Raw genomic sequence first — 26,307 nt, forward strand, 5'->3', positions numbered from 1 at the left:
GGCGCTTAGTCTTTGATGCCAAGCCTTTGAAAGCTACGCTTTCGAGCCGCTGGTGGCGAACAGGGCCGCGAACGTCTGCTCGCCACCCGGTGTGAACCTGACGACCCGACTACCGCTCTCCCGTCGCGCCCATTTCAACGCATAGACGCGATCCAGCAGCGCCGCTCCGAGCGAGCCCGCGAGATGGCTGCGCCGCTCGCTCCAATCGAGACACGCCTTGCACAGCGGCCTGCGTCCGCCACGGATGGCGTCGAGATCGACGCCGAATTCGACGAGAAATTTGGCGCCGCGTGGCGTGACCGTGATGCGCTCCGGGTCGATCGCGAGATATTTGCGATGGACCATGGAATCGAACATCCGCACGCCGAATTCGCCGGCGAGATGATCGTAGCACACGCGGGCGCGCCGCATGGCCGGGTCCTTCGGTCCGGGACGGACGCGCACATGTCCCGCGCGGACGGCAAGCGTACCGAGTGCCTCGAGCACGTCGGCAACCTCGCTGCCGGACAGCCGGTAATAGCGATGGCGGCCCTGCTGCTTTTGTTCGATCAGCCGGCCTTGCTGGAGCTTGGCCAGATGCGAGCTTGCCGTCTGCAGGGTGACGCCGGCTTCGGTTGCCAGTTCGCTTGCGGTGAGCGCTGCGCCGCCGAATAGAGCGTTGAGCATATTGGCACGCGCGGGATCACCGACGAGCGATGCGACGATGGCGATGTTCGGACCTTCCTTCATGCTTCGAGCCTAATCGAAGCATCTTCGTCGGACAACGCGTAGGGTCGCCCCATGCTGACACCGTTATGGCAGCATCCGCAACGTCTTGGCCCTCCAGACTGTGAATGTCACGGATCACAGCCCGGCGGGACACGGACAGGTCGCGCTTCGGCGCGTTATACTTGGACGCAGGGACTTTGGCGCCAAAAGGGGGCGGGCGAGGCTGCGGAGCGATCCGTCGATACCGTGCAAGGTGAACACCGATACAGGCGAGGACATCATGACCGTGTCAGTCGCGCAGAAGCGCGCCGATTTCTTCAAGCTGCATGAAAGTGGCTGCTTCGTGCTGCCGAACCCGTGGGATGCCGGCGGGGCGCGGCTTCTGCAGTCGCTCGGCTTCAAGGCGCTCGCATCCACCAGCGCGGGGTTCGCGTGGTCGATGGGGCGGAGCGATTACGGGCTGAAGTGTGACGAACTGCTCGCACACTTGACGGCGCTGTGCGCGGCGAGCGATCTGCCGGTGAATGCGGATTTCGAATCCGGCTTCGCCGACGATCCCGACGGCGTTGCGGCCAATGTCCGCAAATGCGTCGCGACCGGTGTCGCCGGACTGTCGATCGAGAACCGCAACAGCGATGCCGCCAAGCCGCTGTATGACTTTGCGCTCTCGGTCGAGCGCATCCGCGCAGCGCGCGAGGCGATCGACGCTGACAAGAGCGGTGCCTTGCTGGTCGCACGCTGCGAGGGCTTCCTGACTGGCGAGGCCGATCTCGATATGACGATCAAGCGGCTCGTCGCGTTCTCGGAGGCGGGTGCGGATTGCCTCTACGCGCCGGGCATCCATAGCAAGGAGCAGATTTCGGCGGTAGTGAAGGCGGTCGCGCCGAAGCCGGTCAACGTGCTGGTACTGACGCCGGATACGATGGTGGCCGATCTCGCTGCGCTCGGTGTCCGCCGTGTCAGTCTTGGCGGGCATCTCGCGCGCGCGGCCTGGGGCGGCTTCATGCGTGCTGCGAAGGAGATGCTGGAGCAGGGGACGTTCACCGAACTCGCCAACGGCTATCCGGGCAAGGAGTTGCAAACGGTGTTTGCGCCATACGTCGTCCGCCCGTCTGCCTCATGAGGGGACGCCGCTGAGCAACCTCGCCGCGATCGCGATCAGCGCGCCGCCAGAACGGCCAGCGCCTCTGCGCCGGAAACCGGACGGTCGACCGGCAGCGCGGCGAAGTTACCCTCATGCTGCAGCGCGCGGTCGAGTTCGGTGCGGTAGCGGCGGCGCGGGATTTCGATGGCGCCCAGGCTGCGCAAGTGTTCGGTCACGTACTGCGTATCCAGCAACGTGAAGCCGCCGGCGACCAGCCGCGCCACCAGATGGACGAGCGCAACCTTGGAGGCATCGCGTGCGCGATGAAACATACTCTCGCCGAAAAAGGCTCCGCCAAGATTGACGCCGTATAGCCCGCCGACAAGGGCGTCACTGTCCCACACCTCAACGCTGTGGCAATGGCGGAGGCGATGCAGGCCGGAATACAGCGTGCGGATGCGCGCATTGATCCAGGTGTTGTCGCGTCCGGGCGCGCGTTCCGCGCAGCCGTCGATGACTTCATCGAAACATCGATCAACGGTGACCGTGAAACGGTCGGACCGCACCGTGCGCGCGAGCCGCGACGAGACACGCAACCCGCCGAGTGGGATGATGCCGCGTTCCTCCGGTTCGACCCAGAACAGCGTTGGATCGTCGGCACTTTCCGCCATCGGGAAGATGCCGCACGCATAGGCGCGGAGCAGCACCTCCGGTGTGATCTCGGCATTCATCGTGTCCCGCGACGCCATCTCTCTTGTATAGCAGACCGTGCGTCGTTGCGCACCGGCCGGAGCGTCCGGTCCCGCCGGAATCAACCGAAGCTTCAGGGCCTGTTGGCGCGTTGTTCACGTGAACGTGCGCCCACGTTGCCGAAAGCTGCACGAGGCGGAGTTGCTGGGTTGATTGCGTGGCCGTGCTAGGCGGTCTTGGCTTGCCCCTTCGCCGGCCGGGGCGGAACGCACAGCACCATCCGTGTGCCGGCGTGAGATGGATCACGAACGATTTTCGCATCGAGTTTGGTGGCCATCGCCTCGACGATGCGCTGACCCATGCCGGTCGATCCCGGCGCCGGTGCCGACTGCATGCCGACGCCCTGATCGGCGATGGCGAGCTCGATACCGTCTCCCTTGCGGCGGAGCGTCACGTCAATCGGCCCCGATCCTTCCGGATAAGCATATTTGACGGCGTTGATGACAAGCTCGTTGACGATGATGCCGATCGCCACCGCGCTGTCCGGATCGATCTCGACCGACTCGCTCGATAGCGTGAGCTGGGTCAGCTTCTCGCCCTCGGCCGAGCGCCGCAGATCCTCGAGCAGTGCTTCGAGATATTGGTCGAGCATCACGCCTTTCAGGTCGTGCGAGGTGTAGAGCCGGCGGTGGACCTGCGCCACCGCAGCGACCCGGCCCATGGCATTGGTCAGCGCCGCCTTGACATCGGGATCCTCTGCGGAAGACGCCTGCAGATGCAGGAGCGAGGCGATGATCTGCAAGCTGTTGCCGACGCGATGGTTGACCTCGCGCAGCAACACCTCGCGTTCGGCGGCAAGCGCTGCGTAACGGTCGCGTGCGGCGCGGACCTCGGCTTCGGCGGCTTCCTTCGCATGGCGCATGCGCGCGCCGTTCAGTGCGCCGGTCACCGCGACCGCGAGCAGGGGCACGAACTCGCCCTGTGTATCTTTGACGAGATAGTCCGCGGCGCCGGCCTTCAACGCGGTGACGGCAATGCGACTGTCGAGCGAGGCGGTGACGAAGACCACCGGCGGCGCGTTCTCGATCGCGCGGATGCGCGCCAGCGTTTCCAGTCCGTCGAGGCCCGGCATATGCTGATCCAGCGCGATGACGTCGATCCCGCCGGCGCGAATGCGTGCAAGGCCGCTCTCGCCATCGCGCGCATGCTCCACGGTGAATCCCTGCCGCTTCAAGCCGCGCTCGACCAGCCGGGCAAGATCGGCGTCGTCGTCGATGTAGAGCGCGGTCGGTGCTTTCTCTGCGGTCATGCGGCGTTGGACGGGACCTGGATCACGGAAAAGAACAGGCCAAGCTGACGGATTGCGTTAGCGAAGTTCTCGTAGTTGACGGGCTTCGTAATGTAGACGTTACACCCGAGTTCATAACAACGTTTGATCTCGTGGGCGTCATCGGTGGTCGTCAGGACGACGACAGGCGTGCACTTCAAATGCGGCGTTTCCTTTACCCGGCGCAGGATTTCCGTACCGGTCATGTCGGGGAGGTTGAGATCGAGCAGGATGAGCAATCCCTCGCCCTTCCGCGGCACGCCGTTACCGTCATTGCCGAGCAGGAACGTCATCGCATCGGTGCCGTTGCTGAACGGCACGATGTCGTTGTTGACCCCGGAGCGGCGGATATTTCGTTCGATCAACCGCGCGTGGCCTTCATCGTCTTCGATCATGACGATGGTAACAGGCGTGTTCATGCCGTCATTTCCTTTGAATCGAGTTTCCATTTGCTCGGCAGCATCACGGTGAAGGTGCTGCCTTTTCCTGGTTCGGACGAAACCGACAGGGTTCCGCCCATGCGCCGCACCAGAGCGCGGACGTGGGCGAGGCCAATGCCTTGACCGGGGCGGTCTTGCGCGCCGGCCCGACGGAACAGGTCGAAGATGCGCTGATGGTCCTTCGGATCGATCCCACGCCCGTTATCGATCACGTCGTAGATGATGTAGCCGGTTTTGCGCCGCCCCTTGATCTGGATCACGCCTGGTATACCGGGATTGAGGTATTTCAATGCATTGTCGATCAGGTTGGAAAAAATCTGTTCGAGCGCGAGACGGTCGCTGACGACGTCGGGCAGCGGCTCGACTTTGATTTCGGCGTTCGCTTCGTCGGCCTGGTGGGCGACGGTCTCGGTAATCGTTTCGATCAGCTGGCCGACGTCGATCCGTTCGGGCTTGAACTCGCGGCGGCCTTCGCGGGTCAGATGCAGAATGGCGTTGATCAGCCGATCCATTTTGCCGATCGACGACTTGATGAAGGTGATGGCTTCGTCGAACTCCTCGGCGAGCTGCTTATCGTCACCCTCGAGCAACGGCGCCGCCGCCACCGCGGTCGGCTCGTGTGCATCGGCGCGTGACGTGAGTTCACCGATGCGGCGAAAGATGCCCTCTCGCAATTCCTCCAGCTCGCTGGTGAAGCCCATGATGTTGACGAGCGGCGAGCGCAGGTCGTGGCTGACGATGTAGGCGAACCGCTGAATCTCCTCGTTCGCTTCGCGCAGGTCGGCGGTGCGCTCATCGACTGCCGCCTCCAGCGTGGAGTTCATTTCGCGCAACTGCTGCTCGGCCATATCGCGCAGCTGTTGCGAGCGGCGCACGAAGAACATGGAGGTCAGCGCCAGCGCCAGCACGATGCCGGACCCTGCGGTCGTGACGATCGCCGACAGCGTCTGGTTGCGGCCGGCTGCCGCGCTGCGCTGTGCTAGCAGCCGTTCTTCCTCCGCGCGCATCGCGGCCGCCATATCGCGAATGTTCGCATTGGTCTGGCGCGGTGCGTTGTCGGCGATCACCTTCAGCGCTTCCGCCTGCTGACCGCTGCGGGCGAGGCCAACGACGACGTTGAAATCCCGCAACTGCCGCTCGAGCAGCGGCCACATCTCGGCAAGATGGCGAACCTGTACGGGATTGTCCGCTGTCAGTTGCTTGAGGCGATCGAAGGTTGGGCGAAGCGCTGCTTCGGACTGGTTGAACTCGTCCAGGAATTCCGGCTTTGATGTCAGCAGGAAACCCCGCTCGGCACTCTCGGCCCGGCGAAGCTGTAGCAGCATCAGCGAAATCTGGTTCTCGACCTCCATCGTATGGGCGATCGCGTCGGCATCGTTGCGCATCGAATAGACGAGATAGATCGAACTGGCGCTGATCCCGATCAGGACCAACATACCGGCAACGAGCAAAAACGTCTGAACGATCCGCGGCCGCGTGCTCTTTGTGTTCGTCATGTAACCATCAGGAGGGCGGCCATTGTCGATTCGAATCGGATCATGGACTTCTCGACCGGGCCGTGCACTATCCTATGCGAAGATTGCCTTCAGAAATCATTGGATCGCGGATTCGGCACTCCGGGAATGGGCGCGCAACCGCGACGCGGAATAACGCTCACGCATGCTGACGGTTCCCCGCCGCCAGCGAAGAATCGTTCAAAACAAGGGACTGTCGCCAACCGCAGTTTGGAAGCCGGTCAGGACTTCACGTCGCCGGCGGCCAGGTACTGCTCCAGCCAGTGGATGTGATAGTCGCCGTCGATGATCCCAGCCTCGCGCACCAGCGCTCTGAACAGCGGCAGCGTCGTCTCGACGCCATCCACGACCATTTCGTCGAGCGCGCGGCGAAGCCGCATCAGGCATTCGGCGCGGGTCTTGCCGTGCACGATCAGCTTGCCGACCAGCGAGTCGTAATAGGGCGGGATCACATAGCCCTGATAGACTGCCGAATCGATCCGCACCCCCATGCCGCCGGGCGGATGGTAGTGAAGGATCTTGCCTGGCGAAGGGCGGAACGTTACCGGATTCTCGGCATTGACGCGGCATTCGATCGCATGACCGTTGAGAACGATTTCCGATTGCCGGGCCGGCAGTTCGCCGCCAGCGGCGACGCGGATCTGTTCGAGCACGAGGTCAATGCCCGTGATCATCTCGGTCACCGGATGCTCGACCTGAATGCGGGTGTTCATCTCGATGAAATAGAACTCGCCGTCCTCGTAGAGGAATTCGATGGTGCCGACGCCGAGATACTGTAATTCCTGCATCGCCTTGGCGACGGTCTCGCCGATCTTAGCGCGTGCCTTGGGATCGAGCGCGGGCGAGGGGCCTTCCTCCCAGACCTTCTGGTGACGCCGCTGCAGTGAGCAATCGCGCTCGCCGAGATGGATCGCGCCGCCACGGCCATCGCCGAGAACCTGGATTTCGATGTGGCGCGGCTTCTCCAGGTATTTTTCGAGATAGACCGCATCGTCGCCGAACGCGGCCTTGGCTTCGGTTCGTGCGGTCGAGAGCGCGAGCGCAAGATCGTCGGCGGTGCGTGCGACCTTCATGCCGCGACCGCCGCCGCCGGCCGCAGCCTTCACCAGCACCGGAAAGCCGATCTCCTTGGCGATCGCCATCGCGTCGTCGTCGGCGCCGACGCCGCCGTCGGAGCCCGGCACGACCGGAATACCGAGGCGCTTGGCGGTCTTCTTGGCCTCGATCTTGTCGCCCATGATGCGGATGTGCTCTGCCTTTGGGCCGATGAAATGCAGGTTGTGGTCGGCGAGGATATCGGCGAAGCGCGCGTTCTCCGACAGGAAGCCGTAACCCGGATGCACGGCGTCGGCGCCGGTGATCTCGCAGGCCGCCAGCAGCGCCGGAATGTTCAGATAGCTGTCCTTCGACGGCGGCGGCCCGATGCAGACGCTTTCGTCGGCGAGCCTGACATGCATCGCATCGGCATCGGCGGTGGNATGCACGGCGACGGTGGCGATGCCGAGCTCCTTGCAAGCGCGCAGCACGCGCAGAGCGATTTCTCCGCGATTGGCTATCAGGATTTTGTCGAACATCGCGGGCCTATTGTGCCTTCTTATTCGATGATCATCAGCGGCTCGCCGAACTCGACCGGCTGCCCGTCTTCGATCAGGATTTGCGTGACCGTGCCGGCGCGCGGCGCCGGAATCTGGTTCATGGTCTTCATCGCTTCGATGATCAGAAGCGTATCACCGGCGTTCACTTTGGAGCCGACGTCGACGAACGGCCGCGCGCCCGGTTCGGAGGCGATATAGGCGGTGCCGACCATCGGCGAGGGGACGATGCCGGGATGCTTGGCGAGGTCGGCGGCTGCCGCGGGCGCTGCCGCCGGGGCGACCGCGCTTGCCGCCGGCGTGGCGTAGACCGGGGCCTGTACGACCTGCGCAGTACGCGCGACGCGGACCCGAAGGCCTTCACGTTCCACTTCTATCTCGGTGAGATTGGTGCTGTCGAGCAGCGCGGCCAGATCGCGGATCAACTCGCGTTCATCGACAGGCTTCGCTGCCAGCGATTTCTCGGATGTATCTTTTGCCTTTGCGGCCATGCGTTCAATCCAGATTGTTCTCTGTGAGGCGTCTCAGGTTCGGGCCCCAGCTCTCAGGTGTTGGCTCTATAGATCTTGGCTCTCAGCTCTTGGCTTTCGCGCCGATCTTTGCGGCGAGTCCCATGATCGCCAGCCGGTATCCTTCGATGCCAAAGCCGGTCAGCGAGGCGAACGTGGCCTTGGCGATGAAGGAGTGATGGCGGAAGCTCTCGCGCGCGTAAACATTGCTGATGTGGACTTCCACAGCCGGGACCTGCACCGCCTTCAGCGCATCGTGAATGGCGACCGAGGTATGCGAGTAGCCGCCGCCATTGATGACGATACCTGCCGCCTTGTTGGCGCCGGCCTCGTGGATGACGTCAATCAACTCGCCCTCGCGGTTGGATTGGTGGCAGACGACCTCCATGCCGTAGCCGGCGGCAGTCCGCTGGCAGAGCGCCTCGACATCGGCCAGGGTATCGGACCCATAGGTCTCGGGTTCCCGGGTGCCGAGCAGGTTCAGGTTCGGCCCGTTCAGCACGTAGATTGTGTTGGATGCCATGGTCGTGGACGATGGTGTCTTGGGCGAGGGTGTAGCCATCCGGAAATCGGCCAGGGTTGTTCGCAGCCGCAGGTCTGCGGCGGTCAGCGGCCGTTTATAGGTAACCGGGCGGGTCAGGGGAAGCCCGCCGGGAGTGTTAATCCCTGCAAATCCTTCAATTGCTTTATGAAAAGCTCAGATCGGCCTGCCCTTTGGTGGTATTTTAGCGCCGATCCCGCCCTTGGTTCCAGGCCGGGAGGTCCGGCCGGAACCAGGAATTGCCGTCAGCAGGACGGTTTGCCGCAGCGTGCGGTCGCGATCTTCTCCTTGAGACCGGACAGACCGATGGCGCCGACCACCACCTGGTCGCCAATGACGTAGCTCGGTGTGCCGTTGAGCCCCATCTCCTCGGCGATCTTCAGATTCTCGGTGAGCGTGTCGCGCACCTCCGAACTCTTCATGTCTTTCTCGAGCCGCGCCATGTCGAGGCCGGCTTCCTTGGCGGCGGCGAGAGCTCGGGCGCCGTCGGCCTGACCGCGTCCGCCGAGCAGCTTCTGGTGGAAGTCGAGATACTTCTTGCCGCTCGGGTCCTGCATCCGCACGGCGATGGCGACCTGGGCGGCCTCCACCGATCCCTGGCCCAGCACTGGGAACTCCTTCAGCACGACGCGCAGCTTCGGATCGGCCTTCATCAGCTCGAACATGTCCGTCATCGCCCGCTTGCAGTAGCCGCAGTTGTAATCGAAGAACTCGACGAAATTGACGTCGCCTTTGGGATTGCCGACCACGACGCCGCGCGGCGAATTGAAGATGATGTCGGCGTGCTGTTTGACCGCGGCAACCTGCTTGGCAGCCTCCGCCTGGGCCTGACGCTTCGACAGCTCGGCGGAAACCTCCTCCAGCACTTCCGGATTGGAGAGAAGATAGTCGCGGACGATCTTCTGGATCTCGTTACGTTGCGGTTCGCTGAAGCTTTGCGCGGAGGCATTCGTGGCCACGCTCGCAAGAAGCGCGACGGCTGCGATGGCAGGGCTGAGGAAACGGAGCGAGAGCATCGGCAGTCCTTTGCGGCTACGAAGAAAGAGGGGCATTTTCCGGCAAGCTACCGTTTTTCGGTAACTTTGGTGTTCACAATGTCGTCGGCCTTCACCCAACCCGGCGAGCCGACGGCGAAGCGCGTTTTCGCGCGCGAGGCGAGGTCGCGGGCGGTCTTCATGTCGCCGCGCAGGTAGGCGGCCTGCGCCGAGGCAAGATCGGCCTCGGCGTAATTGCCCTTGCGGCCGTAGGCCATGGCGAGCTGGGTGTAGCCCAGCGGCGCCTCAGGCTCCCGCGCCAGCGCGCTGCGCAGGATGGCGATCGCCTCGTCGGCGTAGGCGGCGTTGTTAGAAGCGACCAATGCCTGGCCGAGCATCATCGCGATCAGCGGTGAGTTGCCGGACAGTTGCAGGGCGCGGCGCAACGGCGCGATCGCCTCATTCGGCCGGGCGCCTTCGAGCAGGGCCTGACCGCGCAGCTCGTGGAAGTAGGGATTGTTCGGCTGCACCTGCAGCAACGCATCGATCTGCGCGACTGCTTGGCGCAGGTCACCATGTTTGTAGCCGGCGATCGCACGCGCGTAGCGCGCAGGCAGGCTGTCGTTCGACATCGGATAGCGGCGCAGCACCGTGTCGGGCCGCTCCATGAAGCCGGAAATCTTCGCCCGCATCAAATCATGCCGCAGCTGCAGTGCCGGATCGTCCTTCTTGTCCCAGTAGGGGCTCGAACGAGCGAAGTCGGCCAGCGCTGCGACACGCTCGGCAGGCATCGGATGCGACTGGGCATAAGGGTCGGCGCCACGCGAGACGAACAGCAGTTGTTCGGAGAAGCGTTTGAAAGTCTCGTACATCCCCTTGGGCGACTGACCAGTATCATTCAGGAAGCGGACGGCAGCGCGGTCGGCGCTTTCCTCCTGCTGGCGCTGATAGGACAGCAGGTTGCGGCGGATCACCTCGCCCGGTGCGCTGAGGGCAGCGGCGCCGGCATTGGCAAGGCCGTTGTTGGAATTGCGGTTGCTGGCGGCGCCTGCCGCGATGGCGCCGAGGCCGAGGATGGTGGCGAGGATCATCTGCGTCTGTGCGCGGGCGAGCTGTTCGCGCAGCTTGGCGAGATGACCGCCGGCGATGTGGCCAGCCTCGTGCGCCAGCACGCCGATGATCTGGTTCGGAGTCTGCGACTCCATCAGCGCGCCGGAGTTCACGAAGATGCGGCGGCCGTCGATGACGAAGGCGTTGAAGGTGGAATCGTTAATGATGACGACCTGGACGTTCTGCTTGGCGAGGCCGGCGACACGCAGCAGCGGCTGGGTGTAATCGCGCAGCAGCTGTTCGATCTCGGCGTCGCGGATGATCGGCGGGCCGCTGGATTGGGCGCGAGCGGGCAGCGGCGCGACCACCAGTGCAGCCGCAGTGGCCAGCGCGATCGCCTGCCGGGTGGCGCGGCCAAGGCGGCTTAGGGGACGTGTCAGGGGCGATTTTTCAAGGGCAGAATCAGTCATGACAGCGTTCGTTGCAAAGCTCCAGCACCTGCCGTTTTCGAGACCGACCGGACCCGTCGGTCCCGCGGCAGGGACATCCGATACTTTGCAGAATTTGGCAATGCAGCCAATGTCTTGACGCGTGTGAATCTCGTCGCACCCAAGCGGCGGAATGAGGCAACATGGCGGCGTGCGGCCCCGTAGCGCGCCGTGGGCTTCAAGGTGTCGCAGCGATGTTCTAAGAGACGAGTAAGCCCTCGTCCCCGTCGCAACCCGCAGGCCTATGGTAATGCTCGACAATACGATCCGCGATCGCGTCCGAAACCTGATCACGCCCGCGCGGCGCAGCGAAGTTCCGCCATTCATGGTGATGGACGTGATGGCGGCCGCCGCCCGGATCGAGGCCGCTGGTGGCCATGTGATTCATCTCGAAGTCGGCCAGCCGGCGGAACCGGCGCCGCAGACTGCGATCGCCGCCGCACACGCAGCGCTCGATTCGGCGCGGATTGATTACACCTCCGCGCTAGGTATTCCGTCGCTGCGGGCGCGGATTTCCCGTCACTATCGCGACACTTACGAATGCGAGGTCGATCCGGAGCGGATCATCGTCACCACCGGGTCATCGGGCGGCTTCGTGCTTGCATTTCTGGCGATGTTCGAACCTGGCGACCGGGTTGCCGTCACCATACCGGGCTATCCGCCGTACCGGCATATTCTGAACGCACTCGGCTGCGAGCCGGTCCCGATCGAGACGTCGCACGAAGCGCGCCACGCGCTGTCGGCGGACGCGCTGCTTGCCGAACATCGGAAAAAGCCGCTGCAGGGCGCGCTGGTGGCGAGCCCAGCCAACCCGACCGGCACGATGATGACGCGCGAGGCCCTCAGCACGCTGATTGGCGCCGCCGAAGGCGAGGGCATCCGTTTCATCTCCGACGAGATCTATCATGGCCTCGATTACGCATTTCCTGCGGTGACCGCAGCGGCGTTGTCGGCGAATGCGCTCGTCATCAACTCGTTCTCGAAATACTTCTGCATGACCGGCTGGCGCGTCGGCTGGATCGTTGCACCGGAGCCGCTGGTGCGTCCGATCGAGCGGCTGCAACAGAACCTGTCGATCTCGGTGCCGACGCTGTCGCAGGTCGCAGCCGAAGCCGCCTTCGACGGTGGCGCCGAGATGGAGCGCATCAAGCACGGCTATCAGGAGAACCGGCGCATCCTGATCGAGGGATTGCCGGATGCGGGCCTCGACACGTTCCTTCCCGCCGATGGAGCATTCTATCTCTACGCCGACGTGTCAAAGTTCACCAACGATAGTCTCGACTTCACGAAGCGGATGCTGGAGGAGGCGCATGTGGCGGCGACCTCTGGCGTCGACTTCGATCCGGTTCATGGCCGCTCGTTCGTGCGTTTCTCCTACGCCCGCTCCGCGGATGACATGCGCGAGGCGGTGGTCCGCATCAAGCGTTGGCTGAAACGATAGGCGCGTACGGCAAGCGATGTCGGTGACGCAGAAGGCCGATCAACAAAAGAGGCCCGGTTCTTGAACCGGGCCTTTCGTATTCCGGGATGGAACTCGTCTCAGCTGCTTAGCTGCCGCCAAAACGGCGCGACCACCAGCCTGCGCGGCGCGGCGCTTCGGGGGCCGCGGTTTCAGTTGCAGGGGCGCCAGCAGCCGGCTCGCTCGGTGTCGGTTCGCTGACTGTGGGAGCAAGAGCGGACGGAGTGTCATCGCTGCTTGCGAACACCACTTTTTCTCGCACGGTCGAACGGCGGCGCGTCGGCTCGGTAGTCTCCGCAGCGGCTTCAGGCTTCGCGTCCGCGGTAGCGGGCGCCTCAGCGACGGGAGCTATTTCCGCCGGTGCGGCAGGCTGTGGATCGGCCGATGCCGACGCTGCGGTCTGCTCCGGTTCAGGGCGATCGAGATCGGCAACCGCCTCGCTCACCTCCGGCTCCGCAGTTTCCGTCAATTCGTCGGCGATGGCTGCGACCGAGCCTTCCTCATGCTCGCCATGCTCACCGCCACGCCGCCGCCGTCCGCCGCGTCGACCACGGCGCCGTCTGCGGCCGCTGCCATCTTCGGCGCGGCGCTCGTCATCGCGTTCGCCGGCCTCGTCGGAGTCGCCGGCGGTCTCGTCGCTGCCTTCGCCATCGTCGGCCGCTAGCGCAGCCACAGCCTCAGCGGGTACGGTCTCGTCGGTCTCGGTCTGGTTCTGTTCGCGATCGCGGCCACCCCGGCGCCGGCGGCGGCGCCGGCGACGGCGGCCATCGCCATCCCCGGTGTCTTCGCTGGCTTCGGCTGCCGCGAACTCGTCCGTGAACTCGTCGCTGGCCTCGGCGTCGGTGTCACTCTCGGCGAAATCGTCGTCGTCTTCTGCCTCGGCGACTGGCTGCTGTTTGGCAGTGTGCGCCTGTGCAGCCAACAGGGCCTTGGCGGCCTCGAGCGTGTGGACCTGCTCGCCGTGCTCGATGGCGAACGACTGCTGGCTCGCATCGGCGATCACAGAGATTGCGACCTTGAAGGCGGTCTCGAGATCGCGCAGGTGACCGCGCTTATGGTTCAGCACATAGAGCGCCACTTCGCTGCGGGTGCGGACCACCAGGTTGTGGGTGGCGCCCTTCATCAGGACCTCTTCAACGCTGCGCAGCAGTTGCAGCGCCACCGAGGATACCGAGCGCACGTGGCCAGTGCCGCCGCAATGCGGGCAGGGCTCGGTCGAGCTTTCGAGCACGCTGGCGCGGATGCGCTGGCGCGACATCTCAAGCAGGCCGAAATGCGAGATGCGGCCGACCTGGATGCGGGCGCGATCATGCTTCAGGCAGTCGCTGAGCTTGCGTTCGACCGCGCGGTTGTTCCGCTTCTCGTCCATGTCGATGAAGTCGATGACGATCAGGCCGGCGAGGTCGCGCAGGCGAAGCTGGCGGGCGATCTCTTCCGCGGCTTCCAGATTGGTCTTCAGCGCGGTGTCTTCGATGTGGTGCTCGCGGGTCGACCGGCCGGAGTTCACGTCGATCGAAACCAGCGCTTCGGTCTGGTTGATGACGATATAGCCGCCGGAGCGAAGCTGCACGGTGGGGGAGAACATTGCATCGAGCTGATGCTCGACGCCCATGCGCGAGAACAGCGGCTGGCCGTCGCGATAGGGCTTCACCGCCCGCGTCGCATTCGGCATCAGCATCTTCATGAAGTCGCGCGCTTCCTGATAGCCGTTATCACCGGCGACGATGACCTCGTCGATCTCCTTGTTGAACAGGTCACGGATCGAGCGCTTGATCAGCGATCCCTCCTCATAGACGAGGCTCGGTGCGCTCGACCGCAATGTCAGGTCGCGGACCTGTTCCCACATCCGCAGCAGATACTCAAAATCGCGCTTGATCTCGGGCTGAGTGCGGGCGGCTCCGGCGGTTCGCAGGATCACGCCCATGCCCTCGGGCACATCGAGGTCCTGCACAACTTCCTTCAGCCGATTGCGATCCTGCGCCGAGGTGATCTTGCGGCTGATGCCGCCGCCACGCGCCGTGTTCGGCATCAACACGGCGTAGCGGCCGGCGAGCGACAGGTACGTGGTCAGCGCTGCGCCCTTGTTGCCGCGCTCTTCCTTGACCACTTGGATCAGCATCACCTGACGGCGCTTGATGACCTCCTGGATCTTGTACTGGCGGCGCGGCCGGAACTGCCGCTCCGGCACCTCCTCGAGCGCATCGTCGCCGCCGACGGATTCGACCTGTTCCTCTTCGGCCGTCTCGTCGTCCTCGTCCTCATCGTCGTCCTCGCCGTGCGGTGCGTCGGCGGGCATGAGTTCAGCGGTCGCCGGTGCATCGTGGAGGAGGTCGGCAAGATCACCCGAGGAGACTGAACCGTCATGAACCGCATCGGGAGAGGGCAGTACCTGACCGGATGCGGTCGCCGGATCGGAAACGGCATCGATGCTGATCTCATGGGCCGAGAGCGGACCGTCGCTGGGAGCTGCGATCTCATCCGGCGCAATCGCATCGTGATAGCCAGGTTGAGCCGTCGTGATGTCGGTTTCGCCTGCGTCCGGATCGATCGGCGGCTGATAGCGATAGCGGTTGGCTTCAGCGCGCGCGACCCGGGCTGCGGCGGAGTTGTCGGCATGCTCGATGACGTTGCTGCGCACACGATCGCCGCCGCGGCGGCGGGCGTTGCGGTGACGCCGGCGGCGATGCGGGCGGTTCTCCGCTTCCTCCTCGGCCTCGCGCTGGGCACGCTCTTCGTCTTCGATCAGGGCCTGCCGGTCGGCGACCGGGATCTGGTAATAGTCGGGATGGATTTCCGAAAAGGCGAGGAAACCGTGGCGGTTTCCGCCGTATTCGACGAACGCCGCCTGCAGCGACGGTTCGACGCGCGTGACCTTGGCGAGATAGATGTTGCCGCGGAGCTGCTTGCGTTGGGCCGACTCGAAATCAAACTCTTCGACGCGGTTGCCGCGGACGACCACGACCCGGGTCTCTTCCGGATGGGTCGCATCGATAAGCATTTTGTTGGGCATTGGAGCACTCTTGACGGCGGAGCTTGCGCAGAGCGCCGCGCGATGGTCGCGCGGAGGGGTGACGCAACGGTCCACCTGATTCGGGGGTGATGGGAAGGCCGAACCCTGCTGCGGTGCGCCAGCTCCGCCGTCCGTCGCGCTCCGGGTCGCGCACAAAGGCGCATCCCGGCTGCGGGATCGAACGGTCGGTGGGCGTTAAAGAAAGGCGCATTGAGCGTCGGCCCGATTGAAGAGTCCTGGCGGCGCGTGCGCCGCAAAACGACGAGATGCAGCAGTGACGCCGCATAAGCTTGCGTTGACGGTTTGGCGTGCCTGCCGCTGAACCGGTCCGACATCGGACTGGCGTCTGCTCCGGCTTGAACCCATTCTCCGACCCGACCGCGCGCTGCGCTGGGTCATGATCAGAAGAACGAAGCGGCTGCCTTGAGGACGTTCGAACACATTTATGATCGATCGCGTCCCAATACCGCACCGGGAGGCTATACCCGACACAACCGTAGGTTTTAACCATCAACACCAAATACATACGTCGATTGCGTGACGCTGGCAAGGGAAGCGTCACGCGCCTGCAACAGCCCGCAGCAATCATCGCGAGGCGGTTAAGCTGCGATTAACCCTGCAGTCCTATTGCGATATCACGGTATGTAGGCGTGCGGAGGCTGGGATTCTTTGACGTTCCATGTGAACCATAGGCTCGTCTGCGCCGCCGTGGCGGGATGGGCCTTGCTGTCCGCCGCAGCCCTTCCGGCGGTCGCCCAGTCGGGGGAGAAAGCCGAGCCTCGCCCGTCAGTTGCATCGTCCTCGCCAGCGTCTCCGGCGGTCGCAGCATCCGCCCATCCCGTGGCCACCGAGGTTCGTGTCGCCGGGGACGATAAAAAGACCCGCTTCATCCTGGAACTCGACCGCAAGATCGATCTGCGTGCGTTTCCGCTCGCGAACCCGAATCGGATCGTGATCGATATTCCGCAGGTGACATTTCAGTTGCCTGCCGGGGTCGGAGAAGCGAGCCGCGGCTTGGTCAAGGCGTTCCGCTACGGTTTGGTGATGCCGGGCGGCTCGCGGATCGTCATGGACCTGAAGCGACCGGCGAAGATCGACAAGGCGTACGTCCTTGCGGCTGAGAACGGGCAGGCGCCGAAGCTGATCGTGGAACTTAGCGCGACCGACCGGGCGACCTTCATGCAGGCGGTTAGCGCCGAGAACCGCAAGAGCCTAGCGGCGGAGCCGGCCACGGTGGCCACTGCGACGGTTCCGACCAAGGCGGAAGCGAATGTGGGTCCAGAGCCCGACGGCAAGGCCGAAACCGAGGACACCCGGCCGGTGGTGGTGATCGATCCCGGCCATGGCGGTATCGACCACGGCACCCAGGCGCAGAGCGGCGAGAACGAGAAGACCATCGTCCTCGATTTCGCCAAGGCCCTGCGCGACCGGATCGAGAAGGGTGGCAAGTACCGCGTGGTCATGACGCGCGATGACGATACGTTCGTTCCGTTGGCGCAGCGGGTGAAGATCGCGCGCAACCATAAGGCCGCTCTGTTCGTCTCCATCCATGCCGACGCGCTGCCGCGCGGCGAAGGCGACGCCCAGGGGGCGACCGTCTACACGCTCTCCGACACCGCCTCCGACGCGGAGGCCGCCAAGCTCGCGGAAGCGGAAAACAAGGCGGACCTGATCGCCGGCATCAACCTGACCGAGGAGCCGGTTGAGGTCGCGGACATTTTGATTGACCTGACGCGACGGGAAACAAAAGCATTTTCAAATCGTTTTGCGCGCTCTCTCGTACGTGAGATGAAGGGCATCGCACGCCTTCATAAGAACCCTTTGAAGTCGGCTGGATTCGTGGTGCTGAAGGCGCCGGACGTCCCTTCGGTGCTGCTTGAACTCGGCTACGTATCCAACAAGGCCGATCTCCAGCTCCTCGTGTCGGAGAGCTGGCGTTCGCGGACGGTCGGTTCGGTGGCGCAGGCGGTGGAACTGTTCTTCGGTAAGCGGGTGGTATCCGCCGAGCCGCCGAAGGAGGCGAGTGAGCAGCCGTGACGTGCTGACAAGCTATTGGAAGCCCTAGTTTAGTCACAGTAGCGGCCGTATAAGGATTAAGGTGAATCGCTGGTGACACGGACTCGTCGCCAGGCATAAAGTGCTTCGCGGTAAGTGCTTCGCGGTGCGGGGCTGCCGCCGTCTTACGTGAAGCGGCAGGCGAGGGTGGACGTTCAAAAACATGCGGTTGCTTTTGCGATTCATGGGTTTCCTGTTCGCAGCCGGGACCATTCTGTTCCTGGTCGGCGTCGGCGCCGTCGCAGGTCTCGTCTGGCATTTCTCCAAGGATTTGCCCGATTACTCTCAGCTCCAGGACTACGAACCGCCGGTCATGACGCGGGTGCACGCGTCAGACGGTTCGCTGCTCGCCGAATATGCCAAGGAGCGACGCCTCTACCTGCCGATCCAGGCGATCCCGAAGTCGGTGATCAACGCCTTCCTCGCGGCCGAGGATAAGAATTTCTATGAACACGGCGGCCTCGACTTCTACGGCATGGCGCGGGCCGGCGTGCTCTATCTGCAGAACATCGGTTCGAACCGGCGGCCGCAGGGGGCCTCGACGATCACCCAGCAGGTGGCGAAGAACTTCCTTCTGACCAACGAGGTGTCGTTCACCCGTAAGATCAAGGAAGCGCTGCTGGCGATGCGGATTGAGCGGACCTATTCCAAGGACCGTATCCTCGAGCTGTATCTGAATGAAATCTTCCTGGGTCTCGGGGCTTACGGGATCGGCGCGGCCTCGCTGGTCTATTTCGATAAGTCGGTGAACGAGCTGACCATCGCCGAAGCCGCCTACCTCGCGGCGTTGCCGAAGGCGCCCTCGTCGCTACATCCGGTCCGCAACCGCGAGCGCGCGATCGAGCGCCGCAACTACGTGATCGACCGGCTGGTTGAAAACGGCTGGATCAAGCAGGCCGACGCCGACAAGGCGCGTAAGGAGCCGCTGATCGTCACCGGCAAGCAGAATGCGGCGCACGTCTTCGCCGGCGAATACTTTGCCGAGGAGGTGCGGCGCGAGATCTTTGACCGTTACGGCGAGAAGAAGCTGTACGAAGGCGGCCTGTCGGTCCGCACCACGCTCGATCCCAAGCTGCAGGTGGTTGCGCGCAAGACGCTGTCCAACAGCCTCGTCCACTACGACGAGGCGCAAGGATATCGCGGCGCGATCCAGAAGCTCGAACTGACCGGCGATTGGGGAGTGAAACTCGCGGAGATCAAGTCGCTGTCCGACATCGCGCCGTGGCGCATGGCGGTGGTGCTGGAAAGCACGGCCGACTCCGCGCGGATCGGTTTCCAGCCGCCACGTGAACTCGGCGGCGCGGTCTCCAAGGAACGGCAGACCGGCATCGTCACGCTCGAGGGAGTGCGATGGGCGAAGGCCGCTTCTGGCCCAACCCGCTTCAAGACGCCGAGCAGCGTGTCGCAGGTCCTGTCGCCGGGCGACGTGATCTATGTCGAACCGCTGGTGCAGAAGGACGGCAAGACGGTCGAAGGGCAGTTCAGACTTCGCCAGGTGCCCGAGGTGTCGGGCGGCATGGTGGTGATGGATCCGTGGACCGGACGCGTCCTCGCCATGGCGGGCGGCTTCTCGTTCGACCAGAGCCAGTTCAACCGGGCAACCCAGGCATGGCGTCAGCCGGGCTCGTCGTTCAAGCCGCTGGTCTATTCGGCCGCGCTCGACAACGGCTATACGCCGTCGACGGTGGTGATCGATGCACCGATCGAAATCGCGCAGGGTAACGGCCAGATCTGGCGGCCGAAGAACTATTCCACCGGCAAATATTACGGGCCATCGACGCTGCGCACCGGTCTGGAGCTGTCACGCAACACCATGACCGTGCGTCTCGCCGAGGACATCGGCATGCCGCTGATCGCCGAATACGCCAAGCGCTTCGGGGTCTATGACGATTTGCCGAACTATCTCTCCTATGCGCTCGGCGCGGGCGAGACCACGGTGATGCGGATGGTTACCGCCTATTCGATGTTCGCCAACGGCGGCCGCCGCATCAAGGCGACGCTGATCGATCGCATCCAGGATCGCTACGGTCATACCATCTTCAAGCACGACCAGCGCGAATGCCGTGGCTGCGACGCGCCCGACGGCTGGAAAAACCAGCCGGAGCCGACGCTGGTTGACCGGCGCGAGCAGGTGATGGACCCGATGACGGCCTATCAGATCACCTCGATGATGGAAGGCGTGGTCCAGCGCGGCACTGCGACTGTGGTCCGCGAGGTGGGTAAGCCGATCGCCGGCAAGACCGGCACCACCAACGACGAGAAGGATGTGTGGTTCATCGGCTTCTCGCCGGACATCGCGGTCGGCGTCTATTTCGGCTACGACAAGCCGCGCCACATGGGCCGCGTGAGCGGCGGCGGCATGGCAGCGCCGGCGGTGCGCGATTTCCTCAAGATCGCGCTGGCGGACAAGCCCGCGGTGCCGTTCCGCGTGCCCGCCGGCATCAAGCTGATCCGTGTCGATGCGCGCTCCGGCATGCGCGCCGGGCCGGGCGAAGGCGGCCGCACCATTCTCGAGGCCTTCAAGCCTGGCACGGCTCCGCCGGACAACTACTCGATCATCGGGGTTGCCGATGCCGATGGCCGCGGCATGAGCATGTCGCCCGACAGCGAACGTTCGATCCTGCGGCCGGGCACCGGCGGTCTCTACTGACCTGCGATTGCTCCTGAGCGCGACCGCCGATTGAGGCCGTCTTGCTCATCGGCTTCGTCCTTTATCGGCTTCGCCTTTAAGGCGTGCGTATCGCTTCTCAGACTTGGCTCCAGCCGGAGCCAAGGGAATGAGCCCTTGTCGGGGCGTTATGCCCGGCTCTGTGCCGGGCATCCGCGTCTTTGAGCATGGGCCAGCGAAGCGATTTCGAGCGATCATGCTCGGCCGTGGCGACTGATATCGGCATTGGCGTCCGGTGTGGCGGCGTTGCGCAGGCTCGTCCTGTCTGGACCGAGCGGCTTCTTTCATCATCAAAATTGAGTTTTGCAATTCCATGCTATCATTGCGGGTAATGATGGAGCCTGCCCGAGCGATGACCCTCAACAACGTCGATCTAAATTTGTTCGTGGTGTTCGACACGATTTATTCCGAGCGCAACCTGACGCGCGCTAGCGAGGTGTTGAACATCACCCAGCCAGCGGTCAGCAATGCGCTGGCGCGGCTGCGGGCGACGTTCGACGATCCGCTATTCGTTCGCACCGGGCGGACGATGTCGCCGACGCCTGCGGCGCAAAATGCAATCGGCCCAGTGCAGCAGGCGCTACGTCAGTTGCGGGCGAGCGTCGACCAGTTCGGCCGGTTTGATCCGCAGACCTCCCAGCGCACTTTCCACATCTGTCAGCGCGACGCATCGGCGCTGGTGCTGATGCCGGATCTGATCAAGGCGCTGCGCGTATCCGCTCCCGGCATTCGCGTGCACTGTCATCAACTCGACCGTGCACATGCGCCGGTCGAGCTGGCGTCCGGCCAGGTCGACTTCGTCGTCGATACGCTCTTGCCGCACAGGGGAGACCTCAACGGCACGCCGATCTATACTGACCGTTATGTGTGCGTGCTGCGCAAAGGACATCCGCTGGCATCGAAGATGCTGACGCTTGAGCGCTATCTCGCGCTCGACCACATCCTGGTGTCGGGCCGCCGACGCGGCAGGGGTCTTGTGGATATCGCCCTCGGTCGGCTCGGTAAGCAGAGCAACACCGTGCTGCGGGTGCCGCATTTTCAGCCCGCCTTCCACGTCGTCATGGAAACCGACATGAGCGTATCGGCACCACTGTCGCTGGCGAGGCGCTATGACGTCATCATCAAGGAATTGCCGTTCGAACCGATCACACTGGACTCGACATTGTATTGGCACAAGAAGGCCGATCTCGATCCCGCCAGCATCTGGATGCGCAATCAAATCCTCGCGGCCGGCCGTCGCCAGCGGCAATCGAAGCTGCGCCGCGCGCAGGTTGGTTCCTGAACGGCGATATCGACGTCTGCGAGCGGATCGCAGGTGCTCGGTAAACCCGCGATTCTCCATTGCGTTGGCGGGGCGGGGTCGTTAAATCCTGCCGACTCGTCATTCCGGCGGCGCGACTGGTTGCGCATGTTCGGGAGGTATGTGGAACTTCAGGGCATGCGCGCGGAAATTGAAAGACTTGTCGAAGAGATCAAGCAGTCGGTCGGGCTGCTGAGGAGGCATCTTTGACGTCGATGCATCGACGGCAAGACTGGCGGAGCTGAACAAGCTCGCCGAAGACCCCGATCTCTGGAACGATCCCCAAAAGGCACAGAAGCTGATGCAGGAGCGCACCTCGCTCGAGGATGCGTTGAGCGGCATCGGCAAGGTCGAGCGCGAGCTCGAGGATCAGATCGGCATGATCGAGCTCGGCGAGGCCGAGAACGATGACGGCGTCGTGACCGAGGCCGAGCAGGCGCTGCGCGCGCTGAAGAAGGAAGTGGCGCGGCGGGAGCTGGAAGCGCTGCTCTCTGGCGAGGCCGACGCCAACGACAGCTACCTCGAAGTACATGCGGGCGCCGGCGGCACCGAAAGCCAGGACTGGGCCTCGATGCTGCTGCGCATGTACACGCGCTGGGCCGAACAGCACGGTTACAAGATCGAGCTTCTCGAAGAGACCGAGGGCGAAGAGGCCGGCATCAAATCGGCGACGCTGCAGATCAAGGGCCACAACGCTTACGGTTGGCTGAAGACGGAGAGCGGCGTTCATCGGCTCGTGCGCATCTCGCCGTTCGATTCCAATGCCCGGCGACACACCTCGTTCTCAAGCGTCGCGGTGTTTCCCGTGGTGGACGATCGCATCCAGATCGACATCAAGGAATCCGACGTGCGTACCGACACGATGCGGTCGGGCGGCGCCGGCGGTCAGCACGTCAACAAGACGGAATCGGCGGTGCGCCTGACGCATATCCCGACCGGCATTGCCGTCGTCTGTCAGGCGGGCCGCTCGCAGCACAAGAACCGCGCGCAGGCATGGGACATGTTGCGCTCGCGGCTCTATGAGCTCGAGTTGAAGAAGCGCGAAGAGCAGGCCGCTGCCGATCAGGCCGCCAAGACTGATATCGGCTGGGGACATCAGATCCGCTCCTACGTACTGCAGCCCTATCAGATGGTGAAGGATCTGCGGACCGGTGTGCAAACCTCCGACACGCAAGGCGTGCTCGACGGCGACCTTGACGAGTTCATGGCGGCGACGCTGGCGCAGAAGGCGTTCGGTGGCGGTCCGGGTCAGGTCGAGGACGTCGATTAACGTCGCGTTCGGGAATCGGGTGGCCGGTCATCGCGAATCCCGGCATCCCAAGCGGCTTCTTCATTCGGAGAAGCATCCTTGCGCGCCAAAGACCAAACGATCGATGCCGCCACCTGGTGGCGGCTCATTGTTCTGTCCATCCTGTGGGGCGGCTCGTTTTTCTTCGCAGGGCTGGCGTTACGCGAACTGCCGCCGCTGGTGATCGTCTGTGCCCGCGTGGTGCTCGGCGCGCTGATGCTCGTTCCGGTGCTGCTGTGGTCCGGCCTGTCGCTGCCGCGATGCCTGCGCGGCTGGGCACCGTTCGCGATGATGGGGCTGCTCAACAATGTGCTGCCGATGTCGCTGATCGTCTACGGCCAGACGACCATCTCGTCCGGATTGGCGTCGGTGCTGAACGCGACGACGCCGTTGTTCACCGTGCTGGTGCTGGCGATGTCCGGCGACGAACCGCTGAGCAGGCGGCGCCTGGCGGGCGTGGTGTGCGGAGCCGCAGGCGTTGCCGTGCTGCAGGCGCCGGCATTGCTCGGCGGTGATGCCGCGCCCGGCGTGTTGCTGTGCCTTGGAGCGGCGCTCAGCTACGGCCTGTCGGGCCTTTGGGCGAAGCGGCGCATGACCGGCGTGCCGCCGCTGGTCGCGGCGAACGGACAACTGTTGGCGTCATCGATCGTGATGCTGGCGTTCGCGTGCATCGTCGAGCAGCCGTGGACGCTGCCGATGCCGAGCCCTGCCACCTGGCTTGCGTTGCTGGGCCTTGGATCGCTGTCGACGGCGATCGGCTACATCCTGTTCTTTCAAATCATCGAACGTTCCGGGCCGTCCAACGTCATGCTGGTGACGCTGCTGGTGCCGATAACTGCGATCCTGCTCGGACGCAGCGTGCTCGGCGAGGGCGTCACGCCGCATCAGATCGCGGGCGCAGCGATCATTGCCACGGCGCTCGCGATCATCGATGGGCGGCTCGTGGAGCGGATTTCTCACATTCGTATCCGCTGATCCGCCGACGCGCCATGAATATGGCATGCAATGTTGGCGTCAAACCAGGAGGCGCGGGGCCGCGCACGCGCCTGCAGCTACTCTTCTCCGAGCACGATCTTGTTCGGAATGCCGGTTCCTACTTTTTCGGATCATGCTTTAAACCAGCGGCGAGGCGGCGACACCGAGTTCCTTCAGGAACGGGGTCGCATGATCGACGCGGCCGGTGATCGTCTTCGGATCGCGCGTGACGAGCTGATAGACCGCCTCGGCGATGTTCTCGATGGGCGCGACACGATCCTTGGTCTTCTCGTTGATCAGGCCGTGCACGGCGACGCCCGGCGTCGCCACCAGGCCCGGCGAGATCACGCTGACGGAGACGTTGTCGTTGTAGACCTCCGATGCGAGTCCGGTGGAGAACCGCTCCAGCGCTGCCTTGCACATGCCGTAGACGGTGCCGCCAGCGCGGATGTTCTCATACGGCTTCACCGGATGGATCGCCGCGCCCGACGCAATGGTGACGATGGCGCCAGACTTGCGCTCGCGCATGCCGGGCAGCACCATCTGCGCCAGATGGACCGCGGCCCAGACCTGCACCTCCATCATCAGCTTGAAGCGCTTTTCCGCGAAGGTTTCGATTGGCGAATAGAATGTGACCGCGCCGTTGTTGACCAGGATGTCGATCGGCCCATAGGCCGCCGTGGCGTCCTTGATCAGACGCTCGCGATCTTCCGCCTGCGACAGGTCGCACTTGATGAACATGGCCTGACCGCCGGCCTTCTGGATGCGGGCGATGGTGTCGCGCAAGGTGCCGGGCAGCTTGCTCTCGCCGGCATCCGCCGTTCGTGCCGTACAGACGACTTTAGCGCCTTCCATGGCCAGCCGCACGGAGATCGCTTCACCGATGCCACGGCTGGCGCCGGTGACGAGGGCGACCTTACCCTTGAGTTGCCCGTTGGGATTGACCTTTGCCTCCGCCATCGTCCGTTCCTCCAGAACCTTGTTCTTGTTCGACGGCCGGCACTTTAGGTCGCGTGGAGAAAGAGGCAATTGGCAAAAGCACGCTTTGCCGGACAAGGGGTCTGCCGAAGTTGCATTGCCGCGCAATCCCTGCACAACAGATGTTAGCCGGCGCGAGGCCGGCGAACGTCATGCGGCGAACAGTGGGAGCTGTCAAAATTCAGCTCGCGCCGAGCCTTACACCGGCCCGGAGAAACTTCTGCGGATCGACGGCATCGCCATCGATCCGGGTCTCGTAATGCAGGTGTGGACCGGTCGACCGTCCGGTCGAACCGACTGCGCCGATCACCTGACCGATGTTGATGGTCTGTCCGACTTTGACGTGAATCTCGGAGAGATGGCCGTAACGGGTCGAGAGGCTGTTGCCGTGGTCTATTTCGACCATGCGACCATAGCCGCCGGCCCAACCGGCGCTGACAACCTTGCCGTACGCGGTCGCGCGCACGGGGTCGCCGGTGGCGGCACGGAAGTCGAGCCCGGTGTGCATGGCGGGCCGGCCGAGGAACGGATCACTGCGTACGCCGAAGCCCGAGGTGAACTCGACCTGGCCGACCACCGGCTTGCGATACGGCACGGCGGCGAGCGTGCGGTTAAGACGGCCGATCTGCGCCCGCGTCAGGCTGATGCGGTGCAATTGGCGCTCGAACGGTCCAGCGTCGCGCCCTGGCGCCTTCACCGGAACGAACGGGCCGCCGACGCCGGCGGCTTGCGGTGCTGCGGATTCCATCCGCGCATAGTTGAGGCCGAGATCGCTGAAGACCCCACGCATGCGCCGCATGCGGGATTCGTAACCTTCCTCGATGGCGTTGAGAGCGGCCATCTGTCGGCCCTCGACACCGTCGAGCGACATCTGCAACCGCGTCAGCACGTTGCCGACGCCGGTCGTCTTCGACAACTCGTTTGCCTTCAGGCTTGCCGCCGCGACGGTGCGCGATTCGAGTCGAGCTTCGCGATCCGGTGGGGCGACGAAGACGACCGTGTCACCGACCGGCTGCGGCTTGAGCGAGCCGGTGACGATCGGATCCGCGAGCGCGGCGCTGCGCCCGGACTGGCGTGCCGGCGCAGGCGTTGCAGCTGGCGCCGTGCCGTCGGCTGTGATCGAGGTGAGGGCGGTGGTGCGCTGTTCCAGCGCGATCTGCCGCTGCTGAATCTGGCTGAGTTTCTGCTCGAACTGTTCCTGATCGAGCAGCTGACGACTGGTGGTGCGGTCGATCTGCGCCCGCAACTCGGCGATCCGGTCTTCGTATGCGTATTGCATCTCCGCTTGTCGGGCGACCAGCCGCGTCAGCACATCGTCCCGGAAAGCGAAGTAGGTGGCCGTCGCCGCGGACCAGGCTCCCATGATCACGATCGAGCCGACCACGATCCAGAACACCACCGGACCGACCCGTACTTTCTTACCGGCATGGACGAGTGTGTAGTCGCTCGCATGGGCGACTGCCTTTTGCCGAGACGGAGCCGGGTGAGCGGCTCGCTGCACCGGTGCGCGGCCTTGAGCGACCTGCGGCGGGCGGGGATGGGGCGACGAGGCAATAGGCCGATGCGACATGAAAACTCCACGCCGGCCTGCACAGAGGATCCCAACCGGCACTGAACTGCGCCGATTTGAGCCACTTATGGTTAATTTTCAGAAAAT

20 protein-coding genes are annotated in these 26,307 nt (G+C 64.0%); 7 read left to right on the forward strand and 13 right to left on the reverse strand.

Annotation, left to right across the window (positions count from 1 at the left end; genetic code table 11):
• Window positions 1-33 precede the first annotated feature (33 nt).
• Window positions 34-729: a helix-turn-helix transcriptional regulator gene (locus tag X566_RS18825; protein WP_034470468.1), complete on the reverse strand. Its 696-nt coding sequence runs from the start codon at window positions 727-729 to the stop codon at window positions 34-36.
• A 259-nt stretch (window positions 730-988) separates the two neighbouring features.
• Here X566_RS18825 and X566_RS18830 point away from each other — a divergent pair, with 259 nt between their 5' ends.
• Window positions 989-1,831, forward strand: a complete 843-nt coding sequence (locus X566_RS18830; protein ID WP_034472420.1) for an oxaloacetate decarboxylase — start codon at window positions 989-991, stop codon at window positions 1,829-1,831.
• Window positions 1,832-1,866: 35 nt separating this feature from the next.
• On the opposite strand, the gene aat is transcribed toward X566_RS18830, so the two are convergent.
• The 9 genes from aat to X566_RS18875 form a co-directional block, all read right to left on the reverse strand.
• Complete coding sequence (aat, locus tag X566_RS18835; RefSeq protein WP_034470472.1) at window positions 1,867-2,541, reverse strand: leucyl/phenylalanyl-tRNA--protein transferase; 675 nt, start codon at window positions 2,539-2,541, stop codon at window positions 1,867-1,869.
• A gap of 167 nt (window positions 2,542-2,708) precedes the next feature.
• Window positions 2,709-3,791 (reverse strand): sensor histidine kinase, encoded by a 1,083-nt coding sequence (locus tag X566_RS18840; protein ID WP_034470475.1) that lies wholly within the window; start codon window positions 3,789-3,791, stop codon window positions 2,709-2,711.
• Complete coding sequence (locus X566_RS18845; protein ID WP_034470478.1) at window positions 3,788-4,228, reverse strand: response regulator; 441 nt, start codon at window positions 4,226-4,228, stop codon at window positions 3,788-3,790. Before X566_RS18845 ends, X566_RS18840 begins: the two co-directional genes overlap by 4 nt.
• Window positions 4,225-5,745 carry a CHASE3 domain-containing protein gene (locus X566_RS18850; protein WP_034470481.1) on the reverse strand — a complete coding sequence of 507 codons (1,521 nt, stop codon included), beginning with the start codon at window positions 5,743-5,745 and terminating at the stop codon, window positions 4,225-4,227. Before X566_RS18850 ends, X566_RS18845 begins: the two co-directional genes overlap by 4 nt.
• Window positions 5,746-5,984: 239 nt before the next feature.
• A complete protein-coding gene (accC, locus tag X566_RS18855) occupies window positions 5,985-7,337 on the reverse strand; it encodes an acetyl-CoA carboxylase biotin carboxylase subunit (protein WP_034470483.1) in 1,353 nt (450 codons plus the stop codon).
• A gap of 20 nt (window positions 7,338-7,357) precedes the next feature.
• Window positions 7,358-7,846, reverse strand: a complete 489-nt coding sequence (accB, locus tag X566_RS18860) for an acetyl-CoA carboxylase biotin carboxyl carrier protein (RefSeq protein WP_034470485.1) — start codon at window positions 7,844-7,846, stop codon at window positions 7,358-7,360.
• 82 nt (window positions 7,847-7,928) lie between these two features.
• Window positions 7,929-8,387, reverse strand: coding sequence for a type II 3-dehydroquinate dehydratase (aroQ, locus tag X566_RS18865; RefSeq protein ID WP_034470487.1), 459 nt, complete (start codon window positions 8,385-8,387; stop codon window positions 7,929-7,931).
• Between the two features lie 263 nt (window positions 8,388-8,650).
• Entirely contained in the window at window positions 8,651-9,421 is a 771-nt protein-coding gene (locus X566_RS18870) for a DsbA family protein (RefSeq protein ID WP_034470489.1), read from the reverse strand.
• Window positions 9,422-9,468: 47 nt separating this feature from the next.
• Window positions 9,469-10,899: a M48 family metalloprotease gene (locus X566_RS18875; protein ID WP_034470491.1), complete on the reverse strand. Its 1,431-nt coding sequence runs from the start codon at window positions 10,897-10,899 to the stop codon at window positions 9,469-9,471.
• Window positions 10,900-11,167: 268 nt separating this feature from the next.
• Here X566_RS18875 and X566_RS18880 point away from each other — a divergent pair, with 268 nt between their 5' ends.
• Window positions 11,168-12,358, forward strand: coding sequence for a pyridoxal phosphate-dependent aminotransferase (locus tag X566_RS18880; RefSeq protein ID WP_034470492.1), 1,191 nt, complete (start codon window positions 11,168-11,170; stop codon window positions 12,356-12,358).
• 106 nt (window positions 12,359-12,464) lie between these two features.
• Here X566_RS18880 and X566_RS18885 read toward each other — a convergent pair whose 3' ends face one another.
• Window positions 12,465-15,386, reverse strand: a complete 2,922-nt coding sequence (locus X566_RS18885; protein ID WP_034470494.1) for a ribonuclease E/G — start codon at window positions 15,384-15,386, stop codon at window positions 12,465-12,467.
• A gap of 669 nt (window positions 15,387-16,055) precedes the next feature.
• On the opposite strand from X566_RS18885, the gene X566_RS18890 reads away from it, so the two are divergent.
• The 5 genes from X566_RS18890 to X566_RS18910 all read left to right on the forward strand — a co-directional run bounded on the left by X566_RS18890 (window position 16,056) and on the right by X566_RS18910 (window position 23,672).
• Complete coding sequence (locus X566_RS18890; RefSeq protein ID WP_034470497.1) at window positions 16,056-17,423, forward strand: N-acetylmuramoyl-L-alanine amidase; 1,368 nt, start codon at window positions 16,056-16,058, stop codon at window positions 17,421-17,423.
• A 181-nt stretch (window positions 17,424-17,604) separates the two neighbouring features.
• A complete protein-coding gene (locus X566_RS18895; RefSeq protein ID WP_034470501.1) occupies window positions 17,605-20,091 on the forward strand; it encodes a penicillin-binding protein 1A in 2,487 nt (828 codons plus the stop codon).
• 370 nt (window positions 20,092-20,461) lie between these two features.
• On the forward strand, window positions 20,462-21,391 hold the full coding sequence (locus X566_RS18900) for a LysR family transcriptional regulator (protein ID WP_034470504.1): 930 nt from the start codon (window positions 20,462-20,464) through the stop codon (window positions 21,389-21,391).
• Between the two features lie 156 nt (window positions 21,392-21,547).
• A protein-coding gene (prfB, locus tag X566_RS18905) for a peptide chain release factor 2 (RefSeq protein WP_152539983.1) occupies window positions 21,548-22,679 on the forward strand; the annotation gives its coding sequence in 2 pieces (ribosomal slippage) (window positions 21,548-21,616 and window positions 21,618-22,679; 1,131 coding nt in all).
• A 78-nt stretch (window positions 22,680-22,757) separates the two neighbouring features.
• Window positions 22,758-23,672 carry a DMT family transporter gene (locus X566_RS18910; RefSeq protein WP_034470508.1) on the forward strand — a complete coding sequence of 305 codons (915 nt, stop codon included), beginning with the start codon at window positions 22,758-22,760 and terminating at the stop codon, window positions 23,670-23,672.
• Between the two features lie 138 nt (window positions 23,673-23,810).
• On the opposite strand, the gene X566_RS18915 is transcribed toward X566_RS18910, so the two are convergent.
• Window positions 23,811-24,632 (reverse strand): SDR family NAD(P)-dependent oxidoreductase, encoded by an 822-nt coding sequence (locus X566_RS18915; RefSeq protein ID WP_034470510.1) that lies wholly within the window; start codon window positions 24,630-24,632, stop codon window positions 23,811-23,813.
• Between the two features lie 199 nt (window positions 24,633-24,831).
• Window positions 24,832-26,220 (reverse strand): M23 family metallopeptidase, encoded by a 1,389-nt coding sequence (locus X566_RS18920; RefSeq protein WP_051444346.1) that lies wholly within the window; start codon window positions 26,218-26,220, stop codon window positions 24,832-24,834.
• Window positions 26,221-26,307 lie beyond the last annotated feature (87 nt).

Source organism: Afipia sp. P52-10 (assembly GCF_000516555.1).
GTDB lineage: Bacteria > Pseudomonadota > Alphaproteobacteria > Rhizobiales > Xanthobacteraceae > P52-10.